This window comes from Shinella oryzae (assembly GCF_023038235.1).
Lineage (GTDB): Bacteria > Pseudomonadota > Alphaproteobacteria > Rhizobiales > Rhizobiaceae > Shinella > Shinella sumterensis.
Genome location: NZ_CP081988.1, coordinates 1,039,080 through 1,065,596, shown reverse-complemented (window position 1 = coordinate 1,065,596; position 26,517 = coordinate 1,039,080). Strand labels below are relative to the sequence as shown.

26 protein-coding genes are annotated in these 26,517 nt (G+C 64.1%); 9 read left to right on the top strand and 17 right to left on the bottom strand.

Annotated features, from left to right (window positions below):
* Positions 1–24 precede the first annotated feature (24 nt).
* The 9 genes from K6301_RS21250 to K6301_RS21210 all read right to left on the bottom strand — a co-directional run bounded on the left by K6301_RS21250 (position 25) and on the right by K6301_RS21210 (position 8,748).
* Complete coding sequence (locus tag K6301_RS21250) at positions 25–1,350, bottom strand: GGDEF domain-containing protein (protein WP_247220830.1); 1,326 nt, start codon at positions 1,348–1,350, stop codon at positions 25–27.
* 157 nt (positions 1,351–1,507) lie between these two features.
* Positions 1,508–1,726 (bottom strand): hypothetical protein, encoded by a 219-nt coding sequence (locus K6301_RS21245; protein WP_247220829.1) that lies wholly within the window; start codon positions 1,724–1,726, stop codon positions 1,508–1,510.
* Positions 1,727–1,948: 222 nt separating this feature from the next.
* Positions 1,949–4,120 (bottom strand): TonB-dependent siderophore receptor, encoded by a 2,172-nt coding sequence (locus K6301_RS21240; RefSeq protein WP_247220828.1) that lies wholly within the window; start codon positions 4,118–4,120, stop codon positions 1,949–1,951.
* Between the two features lie 165 nt (positions 4,121–4,285).
* Positions 4,286–5,170, bottom strand: a complete 885-nt coding sequence (locus tag K6301_RS21235) for a helix-turn-helix transcriptional regulator (RefSeq protein ID WP_247220827.1) — start codon at positions 5,168–5,170, stop codon at positions 4,286–4,288.
* A 248-nt stretch (positions 5,171–5,418) separates the two neighbouring features.
* Entirely contained in the window at positions 5,419–6,183 is a 765-nt protein-coding gene (locus K6301_RS21230; protein ID WP_247220826.1) for a hypothetical protein, read from the bottom strand.
* Positions 6,184–6,391: 208 nt separating this feature from the next.
* The gene (locus tag K6301_RS21225; RefSeq protein ID WP_247220824.1) at positions 6,392–6,934 is read right to left on the bottom strand and encodes a hypothetical protein; all 543 of its coding nucleotides are present in this window, start codon (positions 6,932–6,934) and stop codon (positions 6,392–6,394) included.
* A 189-nt stretch (positions 6,935–7,123) separates the two neighbouring features.
* Complete coding sequence (locus K6301_RS21220) at positions 7,124–7,624, bottom strand: heme-degrading domain-containing protein (RefSeq protein WP_134651000.1); 501 nt, start codon at positions 7,622–7,624, stop codon at positions 7,124–7,126.
* 99 nt (positions 7,625–7,723) lie between these two features.
* Positions 7,724–8,017, bottom strand: coding sequence for a DUF6074 family protein (locus K6301_RS21215; protein WP_134650999.1), 294 nt, complete (start codon positions 8,015–8,017; stop codon positions 7,724–7,726).
* A gap of 170 nt (positions 8,018–8,187) precedes the next feature.
* Complete coding sequence (locus K6301_RS21210) at positions 8,188–8,748, bottom strand: DUF2585 domain-containing protein (protein WP_134650998.1); 561 nt, start codon at positions 8,746–8,748, stop codon at positions 8,188–8,190.
* Positions 8,749–8,856: 108 nt separating this feature from the next.
* On the opposite strand from K6301_RS21210, the gene K6301_RS21205 reads away from it, so the two are divergent.
* The 3 genes from K6301_RS21205 (at position 8,857) to K6301_RS21195 (ending at position 10,578) form a co-directional block, all read left to right on the top strand.
* The gene (locus K6301_RS21205; RefSeq protein ID WP_247220823.1) at positions 8,857–9,873 is read left to right on the top strand and encodes a fumarylacetoacetate hydrolase family protein; all 1,017 of its coding nucleotides are present in this window, start codon (positions 8,857–8,859) and stop codon (positions 9,871–9,873) included.
* A gap of 70 nt (positions 9,874–9,943) precedes the next feature.
* Positions 9,944–10,183: a type II toxin-antitoxin system VapB family antitoxin gene (locus K6301_RS21200; protein WP_247220821.1), complete on the top strand. Its 240-nt coding sequence runs from the start codon at positions 9,944–9,946 to the stop codon at positions 10,181–10,183.
* Positions 10,183–10,578, top strand: a complete 396-nt coding sequence (locus K6301_RS21195; RefSeq protein ID WP_247220819.1) for a type II toxin-antitoxin system VapC family toxin — start codon at positions 10,183–10,185, stop codon at positions 10,576–10,578. The genes K6301_RS21200 and K6301_RS21195 overlap by 1 nt, the downstream gene beginning before the upstream one ends.
* A gap of 34 nt (positions 10,579–10,612) precedes the next feature.
* Here K6301_RS21195 and K6301_RS21190 read toward each other — a convergent pair whose 3' ends face one another.
* Complete coding sequence (locus K6301_RS21190) at positions 10,613–12,094, bottom strand: NAD-dependent succinate-semialdehyde dehydrogenase (protein ID WP_247220817.1); 1,482 nt, start codon at positions 12,092–12,094, stop codon at positions 10,613–10,615.
* 91 nt (positions 12,095–12,185) lie between these two features.
* Positions 12,186–13,460, bottom strand: a complete 1,275-nt coding sequence (locus K6301_RS21185) for a 4-aminobutyrate--2-oxoglutarate transaminase (RefSeq protein ID WP_247220815.1) — start codon at positions 13,458–13,460, stop codon at positions 12,186–12,188.
* A 189-nt stretch (positions 13,461–13,649) separates the two neighbouring features.
* On the opposite strand from K6301_RS21185, the gene K6301_RS21180 reads away from it, so the two are divergent.
* Positions 13,650–14,465 carry a MerR family transcriptional regulator gene (locus K6301_RS21180; protein ID WP_134650994.1) on the top strand — a complete coding sequence of 272 codons (816 nt, stop codon included), beginning with the start codon at positions 13,650–13,652 and terminating at the stop codon, positions 14,463–14,465.
* 2 nt (positions 14,466–14,467) lie between these two features.
* On the opposite strand, the gene K6301_RS21175 is transcribed toward K6301_RS21180, so the two are convergent.
* A complete protein-coding gene (locus tag K6301_RS21175; RefSeq protein ID WP_134650993.1) occupies positions 14,468–14,776 on the bottom strand; it encodes a ribbon-helix-helix domain-containing protein in 309 nt (102 codons plus the stop codon).
* 213 nt (positions 14,777–14,989) lie between these two features.
* Here K6301_RS21175 and K6301_RS21170 point away from each other — a divergent pair, with 213 nt between their 5' ends.
* From K6301_RS21170 to K6301_RS21155, 4 genes are all read left to right on the top strand, one after another.
* Positions 14,990–15,385, top strand: coding sequence for a VOC family protein (locus K6301_RS21170; protein ID WP_247220813.1), 396 nt, complete (start codon positions 14,990–14,992; stop codon positions 15,383–15,385).
* 57 nt (positions 15,386–15,442) lie between these two features.
* A complete protein-coding gene (locus tag K6301_RS21165; protein WP_247220811.1) occupies positions 15,443–15,973 on the top strand; it encodes a gluconate 2-dehydrogenase subunit 3 family protein in 531 nt (176 codons plus the stop codon).
* Positions 15,974–16,050: 77 nt separating this feature from the next.
* Complete coding sequence (locus K6301_RS21160) at positions 16,051–17,622, top strand: GMC family oxidoreductase (RefSeq protein WP_134650990.1); 1,572 nt, start codon at positions 16,051–16,053, stop codon at positions 17,620–17,622.
* 114 nt (positions 17,623–17,736) lie between these two features.
* Entirely contained in the window at positions 17,737–18,117 is a 381-nt protein-coding gene (locus K6301_RS21155) for a c-type cytochrome (RefSeq protein WP_247220809.1), read from the top strand.
* A 6-nt stretch (positions 18,118–18,123) separates the two neighbouring features.
* Here the strand turns inward: K6301_RS21155 and K6301_RS21150 are convergent, their stop codons facing one another.
* Positions 18,124–19,026, bottom strand: a complete 903-nt coding sequence (locus K6301_RS21150; RefSeq protein WP_247220807.1) for a DMT family transporter — start codon at positions 19,024–19,026, stop codon at positions 18,124–18,126.
* A 158-nt stretch (positions 19,027–19,184) separates the two neighbouring features.
* Between K6301_RS21150 and K6301_RS21145 the strand changes: the two genes are divergently transcribed.
* The gene (locus K6301_RS21145; protein ID WP_247220805.1) at positions 19,185–20,969 is read left to right on the top strand and encodes an IlvD/Edd family dehydratase; all 1,785 of its coding nucleotides are present in this window, start codon (positions 19,185–19,187) and stop codon (positions 20,967–20,969) included.
* Positions 20,970–20,975: 6 nt separating this feature from the next.
* Here K6301_RS21145 and K6301_RS21140 read toward each other — a convergent pair whose 3' ends face one another.
* The 4 genes from K6301_RS21140 to K6301_RS21125 all read right to left on the bottom strand — a co-directional run bounded on the left by K6301_RS21140 (position 20,976) and on the right by K6301_RS21125 (position 26,511).
* Positions 20,976–21,854 carry a DMT family transporter gene (locus tag K6301_RS21140; protein WP_247220803.1) on the bottom strand — a complete coding sequence of 293 codons (879 nt, stop codon included), beginning with the start codon at positions 21,852–21,854 and terminating at the stop codon, positions 20,976–20,978.
* Positions 21,855–22,055: 201 nt separating this feature from the next.
* Entirely contained in the window at positions 22,056–23,489 is a 1,434-nt protein-coding gene (locus K6301_RS21135) for an aldehyde dehydrogenase family protein (RefSeq protein ID WP_247220802.1), read from the bottom strand.
* 128 nt (positions 23,490–23,617) lie between these two features.
* A complete protein-coding gene (gene cueR / locus K6301_RS21130) occupies positions 23,618–24,028 on the bottom strand; it encodes a Cu(I)-responsive transcriptional regulator (RefSeq protein ID WP_247220801.1) in 411 nt (136 codons plus the stop codon).
* Entirely contained in the window at positions 24,025–26,511 is a 2,487-nt protein-coding gene (locus K6301_RS21125; protein WP_247220800.1) for a heavy metal translocating P-type ATPase, read from the bottom strand. The genes cueR and K6301_RS21125 overlap by 4 nt, the downstream gene beginning before the upstream one ends.
* Positions 26,512–26,517: the final 6 nt, after the last annotated feature.

The window sequence follows — 26,517 nt, the reverse complement described above, 5'->3', positions numbered from 1 at the left end:
CGAAATGGGCGGCTGGCGGCCGGGTTAGGGCGCTTTCCACATGATGACGCGGTCGCGCCCGGCTTCCTTCGCCATGTAGAGCGCCTTGTCGGCCCGTGAAATGGCGGCTTCCAGGCTCGCCTCGGGATCGCAGATGACAACGCCGATGCTGACGGTGATGGTCAAGCTGTCGTCGTCGATGCAGAAGGGTGTGGCACCAACAACACGATGCAGCTTTTCCGCCGCGGCGGCGATGGATGCAAGATCCGGACGCCGCATCAATACGGCGAATTCCTCGCCGCCCATGCGGCCAAAACAATCCTGCGGTTCCAGCGCATCGAGGCAGCGCCGGGTAAAGTCCACCAACACGCGGTCGCCCGCGCTGTGGCCGTAGCGGTCATTGATCGACTTGAAGTGGTCGATGTCGAGCATGAGGAAGGCGAAAGCGGCGCTGCGGTCGCGGCTCTCGGCGTGCAGGCGTATAGCCTCGTCCATCAGACGGCGGCGGTTCATCGCGCCCGTCAGCGAGTCGGTTTCGGCAAGTATCTTCAGCTCGCGCGCGGCCGCGCGCTCCTGCGTCACGTCGATATAGAGATTGATGTTGAAGTTGCCGATCGTGCGGTGGCGGAACTGGATGGTCCGCGTCCGGCCGCTCGCCGTGGCGACCTCGAGGTCGAAGGGGGTCATCTCGCGCTGCTCGGCGCGGGCCTCTGCAATAGAATCATACCACTGTTTGCGGGCATAGACGCGGTATTCGGGATCGGGATAGGCAACACGCCACCAATCCTCGATGTCGGAAATGTCGTCCTGCGAGAAGCCGAACAGTTCGTTGAAGGTGGAGTTGGCGAACTGGATCTGGTCGTCGGCGCCCGCGATCTCGAAGCCGAAGGGCAGCCAGTTGAGCAAGGACAGCATATTGTCCTGCCAACCCGCGAGCGCGACGGAGCCCTGTGGCGGTGCATCCATGAAGGTGAACAGGCGAAGGACCTCGTCCTCGACCGCGATCTTCGTGACCTGCACCATGAGCGAACGCTCCTGGCCCTGCACCCGTGCCGGGATGATGAACGGCTCGCCGGGCGTTCCCACGGGCGCAACGTTCCAGATCTGGCCGAGCATCATGGTGGCTTCCGGCCCGACAAGTTCTTCCATTTGACAGTGGTTGAAGGCTTCGAGGCCGCGGCCAAAGAGGATGGCAGCGTTGCGGTTGGCCTGACGAACGGTCAGTTGTTGCATCTCGACGAGCACCAGGGGCGCGCCGATGCAGTTCATCCAGAAATCGACATCCTGGCGGGAACGGCCATGCGCAGGAATGCCCACGGCTTCCGTCTCCTGTGAGAGCGCGTTTTTCACTGCGATTTCGGGCATTCTCATGCGCTCGCTTCTCGCCTCGGACAGCGGTTTCATTCCGAGTGAGGTGCAAATATGCGCGAGCCGAATTAATGCAGAATTAATAGGGCCGGCGCGATCACGCGAGAGGGAGCGCCCAGGCGACGACGATGAGACGAGGCAGAGCGGCAGCCGCTTTACCTTACGGTTCCGTCAGGCCGTCGAAAACTTCCAGGAGGGCATCGACGATGGCCTGGCCGAGCGCGTTCGCTGACGTGGCAATCTCTTCGTCGCCGTGATCCCGGGTGGCGACCGCGAGGTTGCCGCCCTGTTCGGCGACAATCGCCTTTGCTCGCTCGATAGCCCAAATGGCAAAATCGCCGCGGTTGGCGATCGTCATCGTCTCGGTCGTCTCATCCATGGCGCTCACTTCTGATAAGCATAGCACGGCGGCTCGTTGCTCTCTCGATGAATTGAGCCATATCGCTTGGCGGGGACGAGGGAAACCATTTTCAGCAGTTTACCGACCGTCTCGCCGCTCAGGAGCAAGCATGATGCAGTTTGGATGAACGTCTCCAGCCCGGCGAAAAATCGCCGGGCCTTCCGTTGAAACGTCATGCTGGACGAAAACCGTCCGCCCGAACTACCAGCTCGTGCTCGCCTTCAGCATGAAGGTGCGCCCCGCGCCGTAGCCGCACGAGCCGAGCCCCTGGCAACTCGCCACATAATCCTTGTCGAACAGGTTGGCGACGTTGAGCGCGACGGCCCAGTTGTCCTTCTGGTAGCGAATGGCCGCGTCCACCAGCGTCGCCGACGGCACCTTGAGCGTATTCGCCCGGTCCGCCCAGGATTGGCCGACATGCCGCACGCCGGCGGCCACGCTCACGCCGTCCAGCGTCTCGTTCTGGAAGGCATAGTCCAGCCATAGCGACGCGGTCACGTCCGGAACCTGGATCGGTGTATTGCCGGCCGGCGTGCCGTCGAATGCACCGCCGGTCGCCTTGGTCACTTCCATGTCGATATAGGTGAACGCGCCGATGAGCTTCAGGCCCTCCGTCACGTTCGCCTGGACCGAGGTCTCGAAGCCCCGCGCATCCACCTCGCCAATGGCGAAGTTGCGGGAAACGCCGTTTTCCATGAGCGCGGTCGGCACGTTCTGCCGGGTGATGTCGAAGTAGGCGGCCGAGATCAGGCCGTCCATGAAGTCAGGCTGGTATTTTACGCCCAGCTCCAGCTGCTTGCCCGTTTCGGGCGGCAGCAGCCCGTTGACCGGGTCTGTCGCCGTGGTCGGGTTGAAGGAGGTGGTGTAGCTGACATAGGGCGTCAGGCCGTTTGAAAACTCATAGGCGAGCCCGGCGCGCCAGGTGAACTCGCGGTCGTCGCTGCTCATCGACGTGTCGTTGTTGCGGTTGTCGATGTCGGTGGAAACGAGGTCGTAGCGACCGTTCAGCGTGACGATCCAGCCGCCGCCGAACTTGATCTGGTCCTGCGCATAGAGACCAAGCTGGTTGCGGGTGAGGTCTTCGTTCAGATAGGGCGCAAAGAGCGGTGAGGGGGCCGCGCCATAGACCGGATTGAGCAGATCGATGCCCGGAGCATTGCCGGACGCCTGTACCTGATCAATTCCATAACGGCGATAGTCCAATCCGAACAAGAGGTTATGTTCGATTTCGCCGGTCTGCACAGCGCCTTCAAGCTGGTTGTCCACGGTAAACAACCCGACATCCGTATCGTGGGCGAAGCGGAAACGGTTCAGCGTCGTACCCGTAATGCCGTTGGCATAAAGCGCATCTTCCTCAAGCGAAACACGGGCGTAGCGCAGGTTCTGGCGCACCGTCCAGTCATTGTCGAACCGGTGTTCGAACGCGTAGCCGATCATCGCCTGCTGGCGATCGTAGGTGTCGAAGTCCTCCTCCCCATAGAAGAAGTCACGGGGGATACGGATACCCCCGGGCGCGTCGATGACCGTCCCGACATAGGGCAGGAAGCCGGTGCTGGTATGCGTCAGGTCGATATGCTGATACGAGCTCAGGATGGTGAGGCTCGTATCTTCGTCCGGCTGCCAGGTAAGGCTTGGCGCAATCGTGCCGCGGAAATCCTTCGCCTTGTCCGTTTCCCAACCGCCGCCGGAAACCTTGCCGGTCACACGATAGCGGGCCGCGTCGTCCGCGCCGAGCTGATCGCTGAAGTCGAGCCCAAGATAGCCGTTGCCGAAGCTGTTGACGCCGGTCTCGACATAGCGCAGCGGCTCATCCGTCGGCCGCTTGCTGATCAGATCGACGAAACCGCCGGGATTGCCGCTGCCATAGAGCACGGAGCTCGGCCCTTTCACCACATCCATGCGCTCCAGGAAGAACGGATCGATCAGGAAGGTACCGAAGCCGGATTGATAGAGCGACAGCCCGTCCAGGAAAATGCCGGACTGTTCCGCCTGGAAGCCGCGAATGAAGAGCCAGTCCGTATCCGCATCCGTGCCATAGGTCGATGCGTTCACGCCGGCAACATAACGCAGCGCCTCGTCAACCTTCTGTGGGCTTTGCGCATCGATCTGCTCGCGGCCGACGACCGTGACCGACTGCGGAATTTCATTGATCTTCGTGGCTGCCTTGCTGCCCGCACGGGTGGTTTTTGCGACAAGACCCTTGACCGGCTCGATACCGGTATCGGCATTCTCCGCACCTTGCTCGACGCGCACTTCCTCAAGCTGGGTCGCACGCTCCTGGGCGAACGCGCCTGCCGACGCGATCATGGCGCAGACGGCGGTCCCGCAGGCGAGGGCCAGTCTGATTTTCTTCTGGTTTTTCAACGTGATCATCCCCTACACATCCCACGCAGTTCAGGCTCGGCCCTGATCGGCCGAGCGAATGGCAATAAGATGAGTAATTAACTCAGTTTTAATATTCGGGATTGTCACATTCCGCGAAAATTGAACGTTCTTGGGCTATTTTCAGCCGAGGTCGCGGGCACGGATGGCACGCCTTCAGGCACCATTGGACTTGCGCCAATTGGCGGGCGTGGTGCCGAAGTTCTTGCGGAAGACCCGGGTGAAATGCGCCTGGTCAGCGAAGCCCGTCTCGACCGCGATGTCGATCAACGAAAAATTTCCACGTCGAATCAATGCCTTGGCGCGGCGCAGCCGCGCATTGACCTGCCATTGATGCGGCGCCATGCCGGTGGAGGCCTTGAAGGCGTGGCTGAAATGCGATTGGGAAAGCCCCACGAGCCCGGCCAGTTCCTCAAGCCTGATATTGCGCAAGCAGTTTTCTTCAATGAAGTCGGTCGCGCGACGCAGTTGCCACCCGGCGAGCTTGCTTCTTTTGCGGCCCTGCACCTTGGCCAGTTTCATGACATCGATCAGCAGGGCGAGCGAAAGGCCGTCGCCGTAGAGGTCGTGCAGGGGGAGGGGGTTGCAGCATTCCGCGGCGATCAGGTGCGCCAGGGATAGAAGCCGGTTGTCGGAGAAAAACAGTTGCGGCGTCGCCAGGCGCTCGGCGTCCAGATCGTCGGCCAGCCTCCGGCGGATCGTCTCGACATCGAAATGCAGGTCGAGATGGCGCATGAAGCGGTGGTCGGCAAGCTCGGCCCAGAGTTCGAAATCCGCCGGGATATAGGCAATCGGCTGCAAGCCCCAATCCGCGACCGTCTCCTTACCGCCGGATGACAGGCGCATTCGGGAGGATCCGGGGCCCCGCTTGTCGAGCAGCACGAAAAGGCGAGGATCGCGCCCGACATAGTAGCCGCCGGCATGCGGTGCACATTCCACATTCCAGACGTCGGCCACGATGCCATTCCAATGCCGCCGGCTGAGATCGCCCACAACGGAAAAGCCTTCGATCCTGTTTTGCATGCGCGGCTGGAAGGTCATCTTGCCGTCCGGTTATACCTTCTTGTCTCCCTCAAGTTTTCTACAGGCAAATGGCGTCGCGCGCAACATGACCCAATTCGAGGGGACCGGGTGGGAAGGGAAATCGCTTGTCGTTAGCCTCCGCACCGCGCCAAGAACTGTCACGAGGCCGGTCATTGCGTTAGCGTATACTTACGTTTCGAGCGTATACCGTGACTGTCAGTTCCACGCAGCGGTGCAACGCAGCATCCCGGAAAATGACGACTCCGTTACCAATCACGCCATTCCGCCGTGATATCCTCATCATCACGCAGGCTGAAGCCCGACGCCCTCACCACCGCATCGATCAGGGCACCAAGCTCGTCGCGTTCCAGTGTCTCGATCATCCCGCTTCGACTGTTGATCTCGTTGGTCGCAAGAACGGCTCCCTTGACAGCCGCCCGGATGGTCGGGGCATCCCGTTCAATCGTTGCGGCCTTCACCGTGTCGATGAAGACATTCAGCGTTTTTTCGGCCTTGGCGATATCGGCCTCGTTGAAGAGATCGTCTCCCTGGGCCATCGACTCGCGCCAACGCGGCGTCGGGATCCGCCCCCGCAATGCTTCGACTTTATCGGCATTGCCGGGCACGATCTTCTGCCTGGGCAAGGACGCCTTCCGGCGCTTCGCATTGCGCATGGTGCGGTCTGCCGGCGCCAGGTAAACCGCGATCAGCCGCAAGTCCGCATCATATTTTGCGATCACGACCAAGTCACCGACCGCATGGGAATGATCGAAGCGCGCGGCTGAATAGTCCGGCAGCGTGCCGCTCTTGTCTTCCCGGAATGGGCGCGTCCCGAGCTTCTCGGCCACAACGTCGCTGCTGTCTCCGAATGTCAGGCCGAAGGGCAGTGCCGACCGATAGGCGCGTTGCACCGGCCTTATCGCGTCGGGCCCGGTAAAAGACAGCCGGGAAACGATCCCTTCCTCATCGTCCGGCAGGTGTCTCGACCGTATGTCTTCGAATTCGGCATTGTATGCGCCGAGGCTTTCCACCTGCAGGCCGAAACCGCTGTCGAAACCACCGAAGAATCCGATCTCCGCATTGGCATGAAAATCGACAGGGTCCAGATTTTCGTGATCGGCCAGGTAGGATTTCACGACCGGGTCGGCGATGCTGCGGCCAAGTATATCGGAATGATTCATCCTCTGCCTTTGTCTACCCTATCCCCAGCCGCTACTGCCTTGAGATATCCGTGACCAGTCACGCCAACACATCGCGGCGCTTCTTCGCGGCGGACTGCTCGTCATCGTCGAACCAGCCGAGATACGTGCCGTCATTGTCCCAATCGATGATCCGGCCGTTCTTGACGATAACGCTTATGCTGTTTTCGGCCCCGGTATAAACCTTGATTTCCGCGAAGCGGCCAGCAAACTCATCAAAGATATGCACTTCGCGGACCGTGCTTTTCTCATAGGCGTCGTCCGGGGTCGTTATGGCGAATTCACGGAGATGTGCTTCCAGCGGCGTTTCGTCACCTTCAGGTTCGACCCCGTAGTCCGCTACCTGGAACGCAAAGTTTGCCTCGTCCCAGAGCATCTCCTTGACGCGTTGAAGTTCGCTCGGCGGCAGGGCAAGGACGTCGTTTATGGTTGCTGCCATTTTTTCGGTGACGACCGGTCGCGCCCCAGGCGCGGGAAACAGCACAAACGGCAAGCTTTCTGCAAACAGCGGAACGGCCAGATTGAGGTTTCCAAGGTCGTTGGCATCCCATTCGGTCAGATCGGCAATTTCGACGACATTCATTGTTCTCTCCCGGTAATGCTTCAAGGAAGCATAGGGCGGCTCAGCGGCCTGGCTATGTTGCGATTGCCGCTTTGCCGCCGAACACACGGCTCCCGGGTAACGGCTCACGCACGCCATAAATTCGGGCGTTCCGACTGCCTGACAACGTCAGGGCATGGCTCATCCCGTTCCGCGTGAGGGGGAGGGATGTTACTCCGGCAACCGGCTGTCGCCGAGATCGATGTTGAGGAAACGCGCCATCGCGTCGGTGACGATGGCATGGTCGATGCGCTCCGGCACGCCGGAGACGGTGACCGCGCCGACGCAACCGAGATCCGCGACGAAAAGCGGAACGCTGCCGCCATGCACGGAAAAATCCGCATAGGCGAGATTGCGCGCTTCCACCTGGTCACGGCCCGAAAGCGCGAAGCGTCGGCCGACGAGATAGGAAGCGCTCCACAGACGCAACACGGTGTTGCGCTTGCGCCGGATCCATTCTCCGTTGTCCGTGGTGGTGCCGGGCAGGGCACAATGAAACAGGGGCCGGTCCCGCAGCGATATATCGATCGCGACGCCGGCGCCGCGCGCCATGGCCACCTCGCGAATGCGGTTGCCGAGCGCCCAGGCATCATCGGGACTGAACCGGCTGAAACGCAGCAGGCGTTCCTGTTCTTCAAGCCGGCGGATATCGTCCGCAATCGCTTCCGTCATAGCCATCCTCCCAGTGCTTTTCCCGACCGTTCCTAGCCGGCCTTCTTGGGAAAGGGAAGGGCAGGAGGGTGGGGCTCACCCTCGATGACGGCAATCGGATCAGTCCTGTTCGCTTTCATGCTGGCGCAGAAGCTCGCGCTGCACTTCATCCTGGAAGGCCAGCACCGCGGATCGTGCCTGGCTTTCGCTCGAACCGAATTTCAGAAGCTCGTCGGCAAGTTCGCGGCAGACCTTCAACCAGTAGCGGCGTGCGTCCTCGCCATGCAGCCCGCCCAGTTCGCCTGCGCATTGACGGACATGCGCGGTGCGACGCGCAGCCGGAAACGGCACGACCGGGCCGGCTTCGATAGCGGTGGAACGGCGGCGCGGCTGGGCCGAGGCAGGTGACGGCATTGATTCGGATTTCCCTATTGCTCCGCCCATCATTAGGAAGCCCGTGGTTAACACGCGGTTTCCAATCGCAAATCCGCTGTGCCGCCATCATACGATCCGCCCGTAATCTTTGCCGTTCGGGCTTTCCTGCCGCGCGAGAAGACCGGCTCCCACGCGTGCTGCCGGATGTCTCAGCCGCCCTGCCACGCCTTCACGGCGTCGATCGGCCAGACGAGCATCAGGATGTTCAACGCCAGTCCGTCGCGGATGAGCCATGTCGTCGTCGCCTCGAAGACGATGATGATCGCCACGCTCGCCCAGACCGGCAGGCGCGCTGCGAGGAAGAAGCCCACCACCATGGCCAGGATGTCGGCGCTCGAATTGATGACGCTGTCGCCGAAGTAATCCAGCGCGATCGTCGCCTCGCGATAACGGTTGATCACCATGTCGGTGTTTTCGACGATCTCCCAGGCGCATTCGAGAATGAGCGCGAGCGTCAGGCGGACATTGATGCTAGCCTTGCGCAGGATGAGGGTGAACAAACCGAAGAACAGGATGCCGTGAATGATGTGGCTTGGCGTGTACCAGTCGGTGAGGTGCTGCGAGTTCTCCGAGGAGACCACGACCCCGTGCCACAATTTGACATATCCGCACTTGCAGATGAGCGGCTGGCCCATCGTATAAAGGATCGTGGCCGTCGCGGCGACGAAGGCTGCGACGATCAGCAGGGCGTTTCGGACCGTAGGGTTCAAGCGGAATGTCCTTGAAAAGCGGTGCGCCGGGGAGGGCGCAGGAAGGTTCATGCGACCGGTAGATGACACGATCGCAGGGCAGGAAACAAGACTGGGAGAGAGAGACTTATGAAACTGGCGACACTGAAAAGTTCCACCCGTGACGGCCGCCTGGTGGTCGTCTCGCGTGACCTGACGCGCTGCTCGGAGGTTGGGCATATCGCCCGCACGCTGCAGGATGCGCTCGACGACTGGGAACACGCCGCACCGCGCCTGGCGCGGGTCGCCGAGGGCTTGGAAACCGGCTCGCAACCCACCATGCGCTTTCACGAGCACGATGCCGCCTCGCCGCTGCCCCGCGCCTATCAATGGGCCGACGGCTCCGCCTATCTCTATCATGTCGAACTCATGTACAAGGCGCGCAACGCCGAGCTGCCCGAGGGCGCGCATAGCGATCCCCGGCTCTACCAGGGCGGCTCGGACACGTTCCTCGGTCCCCGTGACCCCATCGTCGTACAGGACGAGACCTGGGGTATCGACATGGAGGGCGAAGTCGCCGTCATCGTCGATGACGTGCCGATGGGCATAAGCGTGGAGGAGGCAGGGGCCGCCATCCGGCTGATCATGCTCGCCAATGATGTGTCGCTACGCGGCCTCATGCCGTCGGAACTCGCCAAGGGGCTGGGCTTCTTCCAGTCGAAGCCATCCTCTGCCTTCTCGCCCGTCGCCGTCACGCCGGATGAGCTCGGCACGGCCTGGGATGGCCGCAAACTCCATCTGCCGCTTCTGGTCTCCCTCAATGGCAGCCCCTTCGGCAAGGCCAATGCGGGCATCGACATGGTGTTCGACTTCGCGCAGCTCGTTGCCCATGCCGCAAGGACCCGCCCGCTCGTCGCCGGCTCCATCATCGGCTCAGGCACCGTGTCCAACAGGTTCGACGGCGGTCCGGGCAAGCCGATCGCGGAAGGCGGTGCCGGCTATTCCTGCCTTTCGGAGCTGCGCACCATCGAGACCATCACCACCGGCGCGGCGAAGACGCCGTTCCTCAAGTTCGGCGACGTCGTGCGCATCGAGATGAAGGACGAGACCGGCCACTCCATCTTCGGCGCGATCGAGCAGACGGTGACGCGCTACGAAAGGGGCTGAGCGGCCACACGCCGGTCTTTCAGAGGCGGCAAGGGCATGGTATATACTTCTACGAAAGAAAGGATATACCATGCCGCTCTACGTCAAGGACCGCGAAGTCGATCGCTTGGCCGAGCGCGTCTCCGCACTGCGCAAGGTCAGCAAGACGGAGGCGGTGCGGCAGGCATTGGCGCATGAGCTGCAACGGCTGGAGCAGGAGCCCTCTTTGGTCGACAAGGCGCTTGAGATGACCCGCGTGCTGAACCGGAAGTATCCGCCTGTCGGTCCCGCCGCCGACAAGGCCTTCATCGATAGCCTGTACGAGGACTGATGTTCGTCGACGCCTCCGCCATCGTCGCGATGATGACGAACGAGGATGACGCGCGATCGCTCGGTCAACGGCTCGTGGCGACCGACCGCCGTTTGACGTCACCGATGGCGATCTGGGAGGCCGCCGTCGCCTATGCGCGGGTGACGGGCCTTGAGCCAAAGGCGGCGCTGGGCGAAGTGGAGGCCTATCTCCGCCTGCTGCAAATCGAAACGCTCGCCGTCGATGCCGCCATCACAGCGGCGGACGTCGAGGCGTTCCAACGGTTCGGCAAGGGCCGCCATCCGGCGGCGCTGAACTTCGGCGACTGCTTCGCCTATGCCTGCGCCCGTCAGCACGGCATTCCCTTGCTCTATAAAGGCGACGATTTCGCCCGCACCGACATCGATACGGCATGAAGGTCGCCCGCATCATGCGGGCGACCTTCATTCATCAGGCGAGTTCGCCGATGCAGACATATTTCATTTCCAGGTAGTCTTCGGCGCCATGGGCCGAGCCTTCGCGGCCGAGGCCGGATTGCTTGATGCCGCCGAAGGGCGCGGCTTCAGAGGAAATGAGGCCCGTATTGACGCCCACCATACCGTATTCCAGCGCCTCGGCCACCTTCCAGACCTTCTTCAGGTCGCCGGCATAGAAATAGGCGGCGAGACCGAACTCGGTGTCGTTCGCCTGTTCGATGACGTCCTCGACCGTGTCGAAACGGAAGAGCGGCGCGAGCGGGCCGAACGTCTCCTCCCGCGCGACCGTCATGCCGCGGGCGACGCCCTTCAGCACGGTCGGCTCGAAGAAGGTGCCCTTGCCGGCCACACGCTTGCCGCCGGAAACCACCGTCGCGCCCTTGGAAACGGCATCGGCGATATGGGCCTCGACCTTCTCGATCGCGGCTTCCTCGATCAGCGGACCGACCGTCGTGCCCTTGGCGAAACCGTCACCGACGGAAAGTTCGGCCACCTTCCTGGCCAGCTTCTCGGCAAAGGCGTCATAGACGTTCGACTGTACATAGAGCCGGTTGGCGCAGACGCAGGTCTGTCCGGCATTGCGGTACTTGGAGGCCATGGCGCCTTCCACGGCAGCGTCGAGATCCGCATCGTCGAAAACGATGAAGGGCGCGTTGCCGCCGAGTTCCAGGCTCATCTTCTTGATCTGGTCCGCACACTGGCGCATCAGGATGCGCCCGACTTCCGTCGAGCCCGTGAAGGAGATCTTGCGCACCTTCGGATTGTAGCACAGTTCCTTGCCGATTGCCGGACCGTCCGTGCCGAGCACGATGTTGAACACACCGGCGGGAATGCCGGCTCGCTCGGCAAGCACGGCGAGCGCAATGGCCGAAAGCGGCGTCAGCTCGGCAGGCTTGGAAACCACCGTGCAGCCCACGGCGAGCGCCGGCGCCACCTTGCGGGCGATCATCGCGGTCGGGAAGTTCCACGGCGTGATCGTGCCGACCACGCCGACCGGCTGCTTGATGACCATCATGCGCTTGTCCGCACTGGCGGCAGGGATCGTCTCGCCGTTGATGCGCTTTGCCTCTTCCGCATACCATTCCACATAGGAGGCGGCATAGAGGATCTCGCCCTTGGCCTCGGCCAGCGGCTTGCCCATTTCGGCAGTCAGGATGGCGGCAAGCTCGTCGGCATGGGCGATCATCAGATCGAACCACTTGCGCAGGAGAATGCTGCGCTCCTTTGCCGGCCGCGCCGCCCAGGCGGGCTGGACCCGGTAGGCCGCGTCGATTGCGGCCTTCGTCTCGGCCGCACCCATTTCCGGCAGGGTCGCCAGTGTCTCGCCGGTCGCGGGATTGAGCACGTCGAAGGTTCCGGCCGCGCTGTCGCTGATCCACTTGCCGTCCACATAGCCGGCATCGCGCAGCAGGTCGCCCGACGTGAAGTGCCGGGTCAGAGCATCATAGAAAGCCATTGTCGTTCCTTTTGGGTCGCAAAGCGCCTTCACCCGGAGCCTCTGCTCCGGGTGTCGCTTGCTTGGTCATGTGTCGTCTGTCTCGTACCGCTCAGCCGCGGGCTTCGATCATCGCCGCTTCGAGGATGTCCAGGCCTTCGGCAAAGACGTCGTCCTGGATGGTGATCGGCGCGAGGAAGCGGATGACGTTGCCGTGCACGCCGCAGGTCAGCAGGATCAGGCCCTTTTCGAGCGCTTTCAGGCGAACCTTGTTGGCGAATTCGGCGCTCGGCTGCTTCGTCGCGACGTCGTTGAACTCGACGGCGTTCATGAAGCCCGGGCCGCGGATGTCGACGATCTCGGGAACCTTGTCGCGCAGCGATGCGAGGCGCTGCTTGAGGCGTGCACCGAGGTTTTCCGCGCGGTTGCACAGGTCCTCGTCCTTGATGACGTCGAGAACGGCATGAGCTGCCGCAACGCCGATCGGGCTGCCGGCATAGGTGCCGCCCAGGCCGCCCGGACCGGGTGCGTCCATGATGTCGGCGCGGCCGGTGACGGCCGCGATCGGGAAGCCGCCGCCAAGGCCCTTGGCCATGGTCACGAGGTCGGCCGTCACGCCGAAATGCTCCATGGCGAACAGCTTGCCGGTACGGGCAAAGCCGGTCTGCACTTCATCGGCGATCAGCAGGATGCCGTACTTGTCGCAGATTTCGCGGATAGCCTTCATGAAGTTGACCGGAACCGGATAAAAGCCGCCTTCGCCCTGCACCGGCTCGATGATGATCGCGGCGACGCGGTTCGGGTCCACATCGGCGGCAAAGAGCTTCTTCAGCACATCCAGCGACTGCTCGACGGTCGTGCCGTGCATCTCGACCGGGAACGGTGCATGGTAGATGTCGGCCGGCATGGCGCCGAAGCCGACCTTGTAGGGAACGACCTTGCCGGTCAGCGCCATGCCCATGAAGGTGCGGCCGTGGAAGGCGCCGGAAAATGCGATGACGGCCTGGCGGCCGGTGGCGGCGCGGGCGATCTTCACGGCGTTCTCGACGGCTTCGGCACCGGTGGTGACGAAGATCGTCTTCTTCTCGAAATCGCCGGGGGTGATGGCGTTCAGGCGCTCGGCGAGTTCCACATAGTTTTCATAGGGCACGACCTGGTGGCAGGTATGCGTGAAGCGGTCGAGCTGCTTCTTGACGGCCTCGATGACGCGCGGATGGCGATGGCCGGTGTTGACGACGGCGATGCCGGCGGCGAAATCGATATATCGATTGCCTTCCTTGTCCCAGATCTCCGCATTTTCCGCGCGGTCGGCGTAGATCTGCGTGGTCATGCCCACGCCGCGCGAAATAGCGGCGTTCTTGCGGTCGGTCAGCGGGGAGGCGGTCATGGCGCTATCCTGAATCTGGAGGCTTCGATCAATAACTTGCATTTTTTCTGCAAGCTTCGAGTGGAATTCCTACATTTTTTCTGCAAGAATGCAACTGGCATTCTACGCGGGAAATGCGACCGATTTTCAGGCCGCGCGCCCGCGTGGGTGTGTATAAGCGAAACGAACACAGAATCAGGGATTGGCGCGATGGGTTCCCCGGAACCGGTGCACTATAAGGTGACGGAGGCGGCACGCCTTGCAGGCGTCTCGGCCTCCACGCTGAGGCTATGGGAGACGCAGGGTCTCGTCGTGCCCGGCCGCTCGGACACCGGCCACCGGCAGTACAGCGCCGACGATGTCAACCGCCTCAAGCGCATTGCCTGGTATCGCACCGAGCGCGGCCTCAACCCGGCCGCGATCCGCGAGGCGCTGGAGGCGGAAGAGCCTGCCGCGGAAACGCAGGCGTCGGACGGCGATGCGCCGCAGGGCATCGGCCGCAAGTTCCGCAGCCTGCGCCATGCCGAGGGCAAGACGCTGGAGCAGGTGGCCGGCGATATCGGCATCGCGACCTCCGTTCTCTCCACCTTCGAACGCACCTCGCAGGGCGTGACCTTCCGCGTGCTGCACGATCTCGCCGACTATTACGGCACGACCGTCTCGAAGCTTTCCGGCGAGGAGGAGACCGACAACCGTGCGGTGGTGCGCTCGGGCGAATGGAAGCTGTGGCCGGAGACATCGCCGGGCGTGACCGTGCAGGTGCTGGCCGACGGCCGGAACATGATGGATTGCCACCGTTTCGTGCTGGCGCCCGGCGCCACCTCTGATGGCGCCTACCAGCACGACGGCGAGGAATTCGTCCATGTCCTGGCGGGGCGCGTCGAGATCGTGCTCGACGGCCACGAATTCCACGACCTTGGGCCCGGCGACAGCCTCTATTTCGAGAGCACCCGCCACCATTCCTGGCACAACAGCCATGACGGCGAGACGGTGCTGATCTGGATTAACACCCCGCCGACCTTCTGACGCTACTCGGCCGCGACGATGTGGAAGGCGCGCGGTTCGGCCTCCCTGGCGGTGCCGCCCATCAGATAGATGAGACAGCTCGTGCGCAGCAGCGACGCGAAGTTCGACACCGTGCCGTTGCGCTCCAGCGCCTCGTCATAGAGCGTCGAGAGAAAGCGGGACGTCGACATACCCTGACCGCTGGCGATCTCGTCGATCAGCACCCAGAAGGCCGCCTCGAGCTGAATGCTCGTCGAATGTCCGCCGATGCGCACCGACCGGTTGACGGGCCGGTAGCGTTGCGGATCCTGGCCCGCGAAAACCTCACACATTGGCATATCCTCCAGTCTTGTTTTTATGCCCTCGATTATGCGGCGACGCTTGTATTTGGTCAAATCATCCCGGCGTGTGCGAACCGATAAAAATTCCTTCTCCATATACTCCAGAAATGAAAATCCATGTGCGGTAACGGGCTGCTACCCGCAGCCCCGATTCCGGACGCACACTTCCCCCTACAAGCGAACTGCAAGCGGGGGAAACCAGGCGTGGCGAAGACGATACATTCCATGATCCGTGTTCTGGACGAAGACCGGTCCGTGGATTTCTACAACAGGGCCTTCGGCCTCGAAATCGCCGAGCGGCTGGATTTCGAGACCTTCACGCTCGTCTATATGAGCAATGCCGAAAGCGAATTCGAACTCGAACTGACGATCAACAAGGGCCGCACCGAACCTTACAATCTCGGCGATGGCTACGGCCATCTCGCCGTCTCGGTGTCCGATCTCGACAGCGAGCGTGCCCGCGTCTCCGCGCTCGGCTTCACCACCGGCAAGATCGTCGAATTCAACCGGGATGGCGGCCTGCTTGCCCGCTTCTTCTTCGTCACCGATCCGGATGGCTACAAGATCGAGGTTCTGCAGCGGCACGGCCGCTACAAGTAAAGAGGCCGGCGGCCCGGGGGAGGCCGCCCGCCATGAATGCAACGGGAGGAACGTGACATGACGACCATCTACGAGCAGCGCCCCGGCATTTCCCGGCGCGAGCTTCTGAAGCGCGGCACGGTCGGTGCCGCACTCATCATCGCCGGCAACGCCGTCATCAGCCCCGACCGCGCGTGGGGCATGGAAACGACGGCGCTGAAGCCGGAGACCATGGCGACGCTGATCAAGCTCGCCCGTGACATTTACCCGCACGACGCGATTTCCGATCGCTTCTACGCCATCGCCGTCAAGGGTCACGAGACGAAGGCCGGCACGGATGCCGCGCACAAGACGCTGATCGAGGACGGCATTGCCGATCTCGACAAGCGCGCCGGCGCCAACGGCTATCGCGGCCTTGGCTGGGAAGACGACCGCGTCGCGATCCTGCGCGACATCGAGACGACACCGTTCTTCCAGGCGGTGCGCGGCGATCTCGTCGTCTCCTTCTATAACCAGAAGGAACTCTGGCCGCATTTCGGCTACGAGGGCGAATCCTACTCGAAGGGCGGGTATATCGCCCGCGGTTTCGACGACATCGAATGGCTTTGACGACGGTCTGACGGCCAGCGCCGGAGGAGGCGCGGCCGCATGGCGCAAAGCCGACCGTCCCGTTTCAGGAGGAAACCATGGCAGCTCCTTACGATCTCAACGACGACAGCGTGGTCGTCATCATCGGTTCCGGCGCCGGCGGCGGTACGCTGGGCAACGAACTGGCGCAGAAGGGCATCGACGTCGTCGTGCTCGAATCCGGCGCGCGGCACGAACACGAGGACTTCATCAACGACGAGTGGGACAGTTTTGCCCAGCTCGCCTGGCTCGATCACCGCACGACGGGCGGCGGCTGGCGTGTGGCCAAGGACTTCCCGAACCTGCCGGCCTGGATCGTCAAGGCGGTCGGCGGCACCACCACCCACTGGGCCGGCGCCTCGCTGCGCTTTCAGGAGCATGAGTTCAGGACGCTCAGCCATTACGGCAAGATCGACGGCGCCAACCTGCTCGACTGGCCGATCACGCTCGCCGAGCTGGAGCCCTATTACGCCAAGGCCGAAGACAAGATGGGCGTGACCCGGACCAACGGCATCGAAGGCCTGCCGGGCAACAACAACTTCAAGATCCTCAAGGCCGGCGCCGACAAGCTCGGCTACAAGGAATGTCACACCGGCAACATGGCCATCAACTCCGCCGATCGCGACGACCGCATGAGCTGTCAGCAGACGGGCTTCTGTTTCCAGGGCTGCAAATGGGGCGCCAAATGGTCGACGCTCTATACGGAAATCCCCAAGGGGGAGGCCACCGGCAAGCTGGAAGTGCGTCCGCAGTCGCATGTCGTCAAGATCGAGCATGATGCCAGCGGCAAGGTCAATGCCGTGGTCTATGCCGACAAGGACGGCAAGCTGCACAGCCAGAAGGCCCGCATCGTCGCCGTCGCCGGCAACTCCATCGAAAGCCCGCGCCTGCTGCTCAACTCGGCCTCGGCCAAGTTCCCCGACGGCCTTGCCAACTCTTCCGGCCAGGTGGGAAAGAACTACATGCGCCACACGACGGGCTCGGTCTATGCCGTGTTCGAGAAGCCCGTGCACATGTATCGCGGCACCACCATGGCCGGCATTATCAGGGACGAGGCGAAGCACGATCCGTCGCGCGGCTTCGTCGGCGGTTACGAGCTGGAAACGCTCTCCCTCGGCGTGCCCTTCATGGCGGCCTTCCTCGATCCCGGCGGCTGGGGCCGCTCCTTCGCCTCGGCGATGGACAGCTACGCCAACATGGCGGGCCTGTGGATCGTCGGCGAGGACATGCCGCAGGAACAGAATGCCGTGAAGCTGCACGGCGAACTTAAGGACCAGTACGGCATGCCGATCCCGGATGTCTGGTTCACCGATCACGCCAACGACGTCGCGATGCGCAACCATGCCTACCAGCAGGGGCAGGCGCTCTACGAAGCCGTCGGCGCGACGCGCAGCTTCCCCACGCCGCCCTATCCATCCACGCACAATCTCGGCACCAACCGCATGAGCGAGAAGGCGAGCGACGGTGTGGTCAACAAGTGGGGCCAGACCCACGACATCAAGAACCTGTTCGTGTCGGACGGCAGCCAGTTCACGACGGGCGGCGCGGAAAACCCGACGCTCACCATCGTGTCGCTTGCGATCCGCCAGGCGGATTACATCGCCAAGGAAATGGCCGCCGGTTCGATCTGATATCTCCTGGCGATCCTCCCCGGTCGCCTTCGGGCGGCCGGTGATCGCGTGCGGCCGGCAGGCCGCGCCAACTCCGGCCGGCTCACGCCGGCCGCCTTTTCGATGGAACGACGCATGAAGACGCTTGCCGCCCTGATCCTCCTGACGCTTTCCTCGACCGCCCTGGCAGCCGAAGGCTCCGCCGAGGCGGGAAAGGTCGTGTTCAAGAAATGCACCGCCTGTCACAATGCCGAGAAGGCGACGAATAAGGTCGGCCCGCATCTGGACGGCGTCGTCGGCCGGCCCGCGGCGGCGCTTGCCGACTACACGAACTATTCCGATGCCATGAAGGAAGAAGGGGCCAGGGGCCTGACATGGGACGAGGCGACGCTCGCCACCTATCTCGCCGGCCCGAAAAAGATGATCCCCAAGACGCGCATGGCCTTTTCCGGCCTCAAGTCCGAGCAGGACATCGCCGACGTCATCGCCTATCTGAAATCGGTCAAGGCGCAGTAAGCCCGCTCAGCCGCCACGCCGCTTCAGCTGCAATTCGCGGAAGAAGATGAAGAGGCCGGAGGCCACGATAAAGCCTGCGCCGATGAGCATGGCCGGGCGCGGCGCATCGCCGAAGAACAGCCATCCGAACAGAACCGCCCAGATCAGCAGCGTGTATTGTAGCGGCACCACGGTCGCGGCATCGCCCAGCTTCAGCGAGCGGTTGACCAGCATATGCGCCGCCATCGCCACGATGCCGAGCAGGCTGAGCAGGCCGAAATCGACGGCGCTGACCGGCGCCCAGCCGCCGGGATCGGAAAGACACCAGACGCCCGCGAAGAGCGCCGCACCGGTCACCTGCCAAAACACAAGCGTCGTGTCGGGTGTGGCGCGCAACGACCGGCTGAACACCATGGCGAGCCCGAAAGCGAGGCTGCCCGCAAGCGCGATCAGGGCCGGCAGCGTGAAGCTTTCCCTGGAGGGCGACAGCGCGATGATGACGCCGGCAAAGCCGACGAGAATGGCCGACCAGCGCCGCCAGCCGACATGCTCGCCCAGCATCAGCGGCGAGAGGGCGGCGACATAGATCGGTGCCGCAAGCCAGTAGGTCATCGCGTCGGCCAGTGGCATATAGGCCACCGCGAAATAGAACGCCGATGCCTCGAATGCGAAGAGCGCGGAGCGCAGCAGGTGCAGTTTCGGCTGCTCGACCTCGATCAGCCGGCGCCACCCGACCCGCCAGAAGAACGGTGCCAGCACGACCATGGCGGCCAGACTGCGGATCAGCATCAGCTGCCCGACCGAATAGGTCGAGACCAGCCACTTGCCGAGCACGTCGTTCAGCGAAAACATCACCATGCCGAGCAGCATCAACAGCACGCCGAGGCGGGCGGAGCCGGTGGCGGGCGTGGCGGCGGCGGTGTCTGTCATGTCGGCAACTCTGATGGCGGTTGACGCGCTGTGACACATTCGCCGTCCCCGATCCAGCGACTATTTTTGATGGCTCCATAAGCCCCTCCATCACCACCTGGCGGTTGATCCCCGTCGCCGGCAATGAAACAGTGCGGCCGTTGCGGAGGAGCTTCATGATGACGGACACGAAGACGACGAAACGCCGGCTGCGCTCGCAGGACTGGTTCGACAACCGCGACCACGTCGACATGGCCGCCATCTATCTCGAACGCTTCATGAATTACGGTATCACGCCGGAGGAGCTGCGCTCGGGCAAGCCGGTGATCGGGATTGCCCAGAGCGGCAGCGATCTCACGCCCTGCAATCGCCACCATGTCGATCTCGCCAAGCGCGTGCGCGACGGTATCCGCGATGCCGGCGGCATTCCCATCGAGTTCCCCACCCATCCGATCTTTGAAAACTGCAAGCGGCCGACCGCGGCGCTTGACCGCAACCTCGCCTATCTCGGGCTGGTCGAAATCCTCTACGGCTATCCGCTCGATGGGGTCGTGCTGACGACCGGCTGCGACAAGACCACGCCGTCGGCCCTGATGGCCGCCTCGACGGTCGACATTCCCGCCATCGTCCTGTCGGGCGGGCCGATGCTCGATGGCTGGCACGACGGCGATCTTGTCGGCTCGGGCACCGTCATCTGGCGCTCACGCCGCAAGCTTGCCGCCGGCGCCATCGACGAAGAGGAATTTCTGCAGGCCGCGATGGATTCCGCACCCTCCATCGGCCATTGCAACACGATGGGAACGGCCTCCACCATGAACGCGCTGGCCGAGGCGCTCGGCATGTCGCTCACCGGCTGCGCCGCCATTCCGGCCGCCTATCGCGAGCGCGGGCAGATCGCCTATCGCACCGGCCGGCGCGCCGTCGAGTTGGTGCTGGAGGATATCCGCCCCTCCCATATCCTCACGCGGCAGGCCTTCCTCAATGCCATCCGTGTCAATTCCGCCATCGGCGGCTCCACCAATGCGCAGCCGCATCTGATGGCCATGGCCAAACATGCCGGTGTCGCGCTGGAGCCCGACGACTGGCAGTGCTACGGCTACGATATCCCGCTGCTGGCGGACGTGCAGCCGGCCGGCCGCTTCCTCGGCGAGCGGTTCCACCGTGCAGGCGGCGTCCCCGCCATCATGCGCGAACTGCTGGGGGCGGGAAAACTCGATGGCAGCTGTCCCACCGTCACGGGCCGCACCATGGCGCAAAACCTGGAGGGACGCGCCGGAAGCGATCGCGAGGTGATCCGGTCCTATGATGCGCCGTTGAAGGAACGCGCCGGTTTCCTTGTCCTCAAGGGCAATCTCTTCGATTTCGCCATCATGAAGACCTCGGTTATCTCCGAGGAGTTCCGGCAGCGGTATCTGAGCGAGCCCGGCCGCGAAGGCATATTCGAGGGCAGGGCGGCGGTCTTCGACGGCTCGGAGGATTACCACGCGCGCATCAACGACCCGGCGCTCGGCATCGACGAGCGCACGATCCTCGTCATCCGCGGCGCCGGACCGCTTGGCTGGCCGGGTTCGGCGGAGGTCGTCAACATGCAGCCGCCGGACCATCTGCTCAGGCGCGGCGTCACCAGCCTGCCCACCATCGGCGACGGCCGCCAGTCCGGCACCGCCGACAGTCCGTCCATCCTCAATGCCTCGCCGGAAAGCGCGGCCGGTGGCGGACTTGCCTGGCTGCGCACCGGCGACATCATCCGCATCGACCTCGAACACGGCCGCTGCGACATGCTGGTGGCAGAGGAAGAGATCGAAAAGCGCAAGGCCGATGGCATCCCCGCCGTTCCGGCAGACGCCACGCCGTGGCAGCGCCTCTATCGCCGCACCGTTACGCAGCTCTCGGATGGTGCGGTGATCGACGGAGCGGCAGATTTCCGCAGGATCGCCAAAACCCCGCCGCGCCACAACCACTGATGCGGTTCAGCCGCGGCGCGCGATGAGGATGCCGAAGAGCACGATCGCGCCACCGATGGCCTGCATCAGCCCGACAGGCTCGCCCAGCAGCAGCCAGGCGAGGAGTGCGGCGACGACCGGCTGGAGAAGCAGCGTCAGCGAGGAGAACGCCGTCGGAAGATAGGCGAGCGCGTAGGTGACGAGGCCCTGCCCGCCGACATGGCTGATGAGCGCGAGACCGAGCAGCATGCCCCAGCCGACGAGCGTCGCCGGCACCAGGTCGGCTTCCAGGAAGAAGGCGACCGGCAGCATGCAGGTCATTGCGGCGAATGTCGTCCACACCATGATGCGCGACGTGGAGAACCGCGCCCGCAAATGGCCGATCGACAGCATGTAACCGGCGTAGAACATCGCCGCGACGACGGCCGTCGCATCGCCCGCCATCTGCCCGCCGCCCAGCGCCGCCGGCCCGCCCTTCAGCACGACGACGCCGATCAGCGCCAGCGCCAGCCCGGCAAGAAAGACGGGCGTGATGGTCGTGCGGAAAAGCAGCCAGGAGCCGAGCGTGACGAAGACGGGTGCCAGGTTGGCAAAGAGCGTCGCATTGGCAACCGAGGTCATGTGCAGCGAGAGATGCCAGGACCCAAGGTCTGCGGCCAGGAAGATGCCGGGCAGGAACAGGAAGAGGCGGTCGCGAAGACCGGACGGCCGCTCGTCGGCGTGCGGGAGCGCGCGCGAGACGATGAAGAACGGCACGAGCGCGAGCGCGACGCGCCAGAACGCCGTCGCCATCGGCCCGACTTCGGAAAACCGCACGAAGATCGGCGAGCCGCCGATGGCGATGCCGCCAACGAGGAGAGCGATGAGCGCGAGGCGCGCATGCGACGGGGATGCAACGGGGGACAAGGCGGACGTCCAGGGAGCGGCGATGCCGTGCGCGCTATCAGAGCGCAGCGGCTTCAGCCAGAGGCACGCCGCGTATTCTCCGGAGAACTTCGGCGAGCGGCGGCAAAGCGACGGGCTTTGGCCGACGGCCGGTCATCGGGCGAAGACGCGGAACGAGGAGGCCGGGCCACCCGCAATAGCGGGCGGCCCGGCCCCTGGGTATTACGCCGCCTCGGGGCGATGCACGGTCTTGATCTCCAGGAAGTCCTCCAGGCCGAACATGCCGCCCTCGCGGCCGTTGCCGGACTGCTTGTAGCCGCCGAAGGGGCTGCCATAGCGGTGCGGACCGCCGTTGATATGCACCATGCCGGCGCGCAGGCGGGCGGAAACACGTTCCGCGCGGTCCGGGTCGCCGGTCTGCACATAGGCCGCAAGTCCGTAAGCCGTGTCGTTGGCGATCGCGATCGCCTCCTCCTCGGTGTCGAAGGGAATGATCGACAGGACCGGACCGAACACCTCCTCACGCGCGATGCGCATGGTGTTGTTCACGTCGGCGAAGATCGTCGGCTTCACGAAATAGCCGGTCTCGTAACCATCGGGCTTGCCGGGACCGCCGACCAGAAGCCGCGCGCCCTCGGCAACGCCCGCCTCGATCAGCGCCTGCACCCGGCCGAACTGGATGTGCGAGACGAGCGGGCCGATATGCTCGCCTTCCTCTTCGGGATTGCCGACCCTGGCTTCTTTGCCGGTGCGTTCGGCGATCTCCACCACCTTGTCATAGACCGAGCGCTCCACCAGCATGCGCGTCGGCGCATCGCAGGACTGGCCGGAATTGTTGAAGCATTCGCGCACGCTGCCGGCCACGCGGTCCTCGAGATCGGCATCGGCGAACACGATGTTCGGCGACTTGCCGCCGAGTTCGAGCGTCACGCGCTTGACCGTATCGGCCGCATCCTTGCTGACGGCGATGCCGGCGCGGGTGGAGCCGGTAAACGACATCATGTCGATGTCCTTGTGGCGCGACAGGGCCGCACCGCATTCCGGGCCGTCGCCGTTGACGAGGTTGAATGTCCCCGCCGGGAAGCCGGCCTCATGCACCATCTCCGCATAGAGCATGGCGTTGAGCGGCGTGAATTCCGACGGCTTCAGCACGCAGGTCGAGCCCGTCGCCAGTGCCGGAACCACCTTCAGCGCGATCTGGTTGATCGGCCAGTTCCACGGCGTGATCAGGCCGCAGACCCCGATGGGCTCGCGGCGCACGATGTCGCCGTTCGGCAGCACTTCGCGGTTCTTCAGCCGCTTCAGCGCATCGATGAAGCCCTGGAGGTGGCCGACCCCGACATCCGCCTGCTGTTCGGTGCTCATGGTGATGGGCGCGCCGAGTTCCTGCGTGATGGTGCGCGCCATCTCGTCATAGCGGCGCTTGTAGATTTCGAGGAGCTTTTCCAACAGCGCCAGCCGCTCTTCCGTGCTGGTCTGGCTGTAGGTCGCGAACGCCTTCTTGGCGGCCGCCACGGCGCGGTCGATATCGGCGGCCGTGCCCATCGAGATGACCGCGATAGGCTTTTCCGTCGCCGGGTTGATCACCGAAAGATCGTTCGGCGTCAACGGATCGACCCACTGGCCGTCGATATAGAACTTGCGCCTGTCGAGCATGCTTTTCTCCCGTCATTCCCGTTTTATCGCGCCGACCCTGCATGAGCCGGTCCGTCTTTCCGGCAGCGAATGTCCTTCGGCGCGGCGAAAAGCGCAAGCCCCCGAAAGTGCCAAGGGTGGAAAGGCGGCTAGCAGCAGGACGTCTCGGCATTGCCGGTGGCGAGCTGCTGCAGGATCGGACAATCGGGCCGCGCGTCACCGTGGCAGTTCGCCGAAAGATGCTCCAGCGTACCCACCATGTCCTCCAGCAGCCGCATCTTGGCGCGCATCTCCGCGATATGTTCGCTTGCGATGCGCTTGACCTCGGAGGAGGCGCGGGCGCGGTCCTGCCACAGCGCAAGCAGGTCACGGATCTGCGCGATGGAGAAGCCCAGATCGCGAGAGCGGCGGATGAAGGACAGCGTCGAAAGGTCGTTTGGACCATAGACGCGATATCCCGCGCCGGTGCGCCCGGCCGCCTTGATGAGGCCGATCTGCTCGTAATGGCGGATCATCTTGGCGGTCACGCCCGTGGCCTCCGCCGCTTCGCCGATATTCATGCCTTGTCTCCCTTGAAGGACGGCCTGTAGCGCTTCAGCCTCAGCGCATTCGTCACCACGAAGACGCTGGAGAGCGCCATGGCTCCTGCGGCAAGAGCCGGTGAAAGCTGGATGCCGAAGGAGGGATAGAGCAGCCCCGCGGCGACCGGCACGAGCGCCACATTGTAGCCGAAGGCCCAGAACAGGTTCTGCCTGATATTGCGCATCGTCGCGCGCGAGAGGCCGATGCCCGTCGCAACACCCCGCATGTCGCCGGCCATCAGCACCACGTCGGCGCTTTCGATGGCCACATCGGTGCCGGTGCCGATGGCGATGCCGGTATCGGCCGCCGCCAGCGCCGGCGCGTCGTTGATGCCGTCGCCGACGAAGGCGACCTTCTTCGCGCCGCCCGCCGACAGTTCGCGCACGGCGGCAACCTTGCCATCGGGCAGCACCTCCGCCATCACCCGGTCGATGCCGAGCGAGGCGGCGACGGCCTGTGCCGTGCCCCTGTTGTCGCCGGTGATCATCGCGACCTCGATGCCGAGCGCCTTGAGCGCGGCAATCGCCTCGCGCGTCGTCGGCTTGACGGGGTCGGTCACGGCAAAGAGCGCGGCAAGCCTGCCGTCGATGGCGGCATAGAGCGGCGAGGCGCCCTCGGCCGCAAGTCGCGCCGCCTCGTCCGCAAAGGCCCGGACGTCGAGGCCAAGCCCCGCCATGAAGCCAGTGGAACCGACGTCCACCCTGCGACCGGCCACCTCGGCGGCGATGCCCTGGCCCGATGTCGCCACGAAGCCGGACGCCGCGGGCACCGCCACGCCTTCCGCAACGGCCGCGCCATGGATGGCGGCCGCGATCGGATGTTCGGAATGCATCTCGGCAGCAGCGACGAGGGCAAGCACCTCATCACGGCCGAAGCCCTCTGCCGGCACGATGCGCGTCAGCGTCGGGCGGCCGAGCGTCAGCGTGCCTGTCTTGTCGACGGCGACGATATCGGTGCCTTCGAGCGTCTGGAGCGCTGTGCCCTGCCGGAACAGCACGCCGAGTTCCGCCGCGCGGCCGGTGCCCGTGATGATCGAGGTCGGCGTCGCGAGCCCCATGGCGCAGGGGCAGGCGATGATGAGCACGGCCACGGCATTCACCAGCGCATGGGCGAGAACCGGGCTCGGCCCGAAGATCAGCCACAGGCCGAAGGTGAGGAGCGCCACGGCGATGACGGCCGGCACGAACCATTGCGTCACGCGGTCGACCAGCGCCTGGATCGGCAGCTTCGCCGCCTGCGCGTCCTCCACCATGCGGATGATCTGCGAGAGCACCGTATCGGCGCCGACACGCGTGGCGCGGAAGGTCAGCGAGCCCGTCGTGTTGACGGTGCCGCCCGTCACCGTGTCGCCGGGCTTGCGGGCGACCGGCATCGGTTCGCCGGTGATCATGGATTCGTCGATATAGCTTTCGCCCTCGATCACCTCGCCGTCGACGGGCACCTTCTCGCCCGGCCGCACCAGAACGACATCGCCGGCCACGACGCTTTCCAGGGAAACGTCCTCGGTCCTTCCGCCGCGGATCACGCGGGCGGAGCGGGCGTTCAGGCCGGCGAGATGGCGGATCGCCTCGCCGGTGCGGCCCTTGGCGCGCGCCTCTAGGAAGCGGCCGGCCAGGATGAGCGTCACAATGACGGCTGCCGCCTCGAAATAGACATTGGCGGTACCGCCGGGCAGAAGAGCCGGTGCGAAGGTCGCCACGGTGGAGAATATCCAGGCCGCGAGCGTACCGATCACCACCAGCGCGTTCATGTCGGGCGCGAGCCGGACGAGGCTCGGTATGCCCTTCAGGAAGAAGCGCCGGCCGGGGCCGACGAGCACCAGCGTCGCCAGCACGAACTGGATGACCCGGCTCGCCTGCATGCCGATGGTTTCGTGGATATAATGGCCGAATGCGGGCACGGCGTGCGCCCCCATCTCCATCACGAAAAGCGGTGCCGTCAGCACGGCCGCGATGATGAGATCACGCTTGAGCGCACTTGCCTCCGCCGCGCGGCGGTCATCCTCCGCGGGCGTGTCGGCGGCAACGCGCACCGCCTTGTAGCCCGTACGCTCGATGGCGGCGGCAAGGTCGTCGAAAGTCGCCGCACCCCTGGCAAGGCGCACACGCGCCCGCTCCTGCGCAAGGTTCGCCGTGGCATCCAGCACGCCGGGCACGGCCTTGAGCGCCCTTTCGACGCGGCCGATGCACGAGGCGCAGGTCATGCCCTCGACGGGAAATTCCAGCACGTCCTCATCGACGCCGTAACCCGCGCCGCGCACGGCTGCGGCAACGGCGGCAATGTCGGGCGCGCCGTCGAAGGTCACGTCTGCCTTCTCCGTCGCCAGATTGACGGCGGCGCCGGAAACACCCGGCACCGTCTCTATGGCCTTCTCCACCCGGCGCACGCAGGACGCGCAGGTCATGTCGGAAATGGAAAGCTTGATGGTCTGCCGGTCGCCCGGTCCCGTGGTGGTGAGCATGGTGCA

Bases quoted from the DNA above. Each gene is read 5' to 3' on its own strand.
- K6301_RS21135 (WP_247220802.1), bottom strand. From the start codon at position 23,489: ATGCTCGACAGGCGCAAGTTCTATATCGACGGCCAGTGGGTCGATCCG.
- K6301_RS21220 (WP_134651000.1), bottom strand. From the start codon at position 7,624: ATGACGGAAGCGATTGCGGACGATATCCGCCGGCTTGAAGAACAGGAA.
- K6301_RS21185 (WP_247220815.1), bottom strand. From the start codon at position 13,460: ATGACCGCCTCCCCGCTGACCGACCGCAAGAACGCCGCTATTTCGCGC.
- K6301_RS21205 (WP_247220823.1), top strand. From the start codon at position 8,857: ATGAAACTGGCGACACTGAAAAGTTCCACCCGTGACGGCCGCCTGGTG.
- K6301_RS21180 (WP_134650994.1), top strand. From the start codon at position 13,650: ATGGGTTCCCCGGAACCGGTGCACTATAAGGTGACGGAGGCGGCACGC.
- K6301_RS21155 (WP_247220809.1), top strand. From the start codon at position 17,737: ATGAAGACGCTTGCCGCCCTGATCCTCCTGACGCTTTCCTCGACCGCC.
- K6301_RS21125 (WP_247220800.1), bottom strand. From the start codon at position 26,511: ATGCTCACCACCACGGGACCGGGCGACCGGCAGACCATCAAGCTTTCC.
- K6301_RS21160 (WP_134650990.1), top strand. From the start codon at position 16,051: ATGGCAGCTCCTTACGATCTCAACGACGACAGCGTGGTCGTCATCATC.
- K6301_RS21195 (WP_247220819.1), top strand. From the start codon at position 10,183: ATGTTCGTCGACGCCTCCGCCATCGTCGCGATGATGACGAACGAGGAT.
- K6301_RS21150 (WP_247220807.1), bottom strand. From the start codon at position 19,026: ATGACAGACACCGCCGCCGCCACGCCCGCCACCGGCTCCGCCCGCCTC.
- K6301_RS21245 (WP_247220829.1), bottom strand. From the start codon at position 1,726: ATGGATGAGACGACCGAGACGATGACGATCGCCAACCGCGGCGATTTT.
- K6301_RS21235 (WP_247220827.1), bottom strand. From the start codon at position 5,170: ATGACCTTCCAGCCGCGCATGCAAAACAGGATCGAAGGCTTTTCCGTT.
- K6301_RS21240 (WP_247220828.1), bottom strand. From the start codon at position 4,120: ATGATCACGTTGAAAAACCAGAAGAAAATCAGACTGGCCCTCGCCTGC.
- K6301_RS21250 (WP_247220830.1), bottom strand. From the start codon at position 1,350: ATGAGAATGCCCGAAATCGCAGTGAAAAACGCGCTCTCACAGGAGACG.
- K6301_RS21200 (WP_247220821.1), top strand. From the start codon at position 9,944: ATGCCGCTCTACGTCAAGGACCGCGAAGTCGATCGCTTGGCCGAGCGC.
- K6301_RS21225 (WP_247220824.1), bottom strand. From the start codon at position 6,934: ATGAATGTCGTCGAAATTGCCGATCTGACCGAATGGGATGCCAACGAC.
- K6301_RS21175 (WP_134650993.1), bottom strand. From the start codon at position 14,776: ATGTGTGAGGTTTTCGCGGGCCAGGATCCGCAACGCTACCGGCCCGTC.
- K6301_RS21165 (WP_247220811.1), top strand. From the start codon at position 15,443: ATGACGACCATCTACGAGCAGCGCCCCGGCATTTCCCGGCGCGAGCTT.
- K6301_RS21215 (WP_134650999.1), bottom strand. From the start codon at position 8,017: ATGCCGTCACCTGCCTCGGCCCAGCCGCGCCGCCGTTCCACCGCTATC.
- K6301_RS21190 (WP_247220817.1), bottom strand. From the start codon at position 12,094: ATGGCTTTCTATGATGCTCTGACCCGGCACTTCACGTCGGGCGACCTG.
- cueR (WP_247220801.1), bottom strand. From the start codon at position 24,028: ATGAATATCGGCGAAGCGGCGGAGGCCACGGGCGTGACCGCCAAGATG.
- K6301_RS21145 (WP_247220805.1), top strand. From the start codon at position 19,185: ATGACGGACACGAAGACGACGAAACGCCGGCTGCGCTCGCAGGACTGG.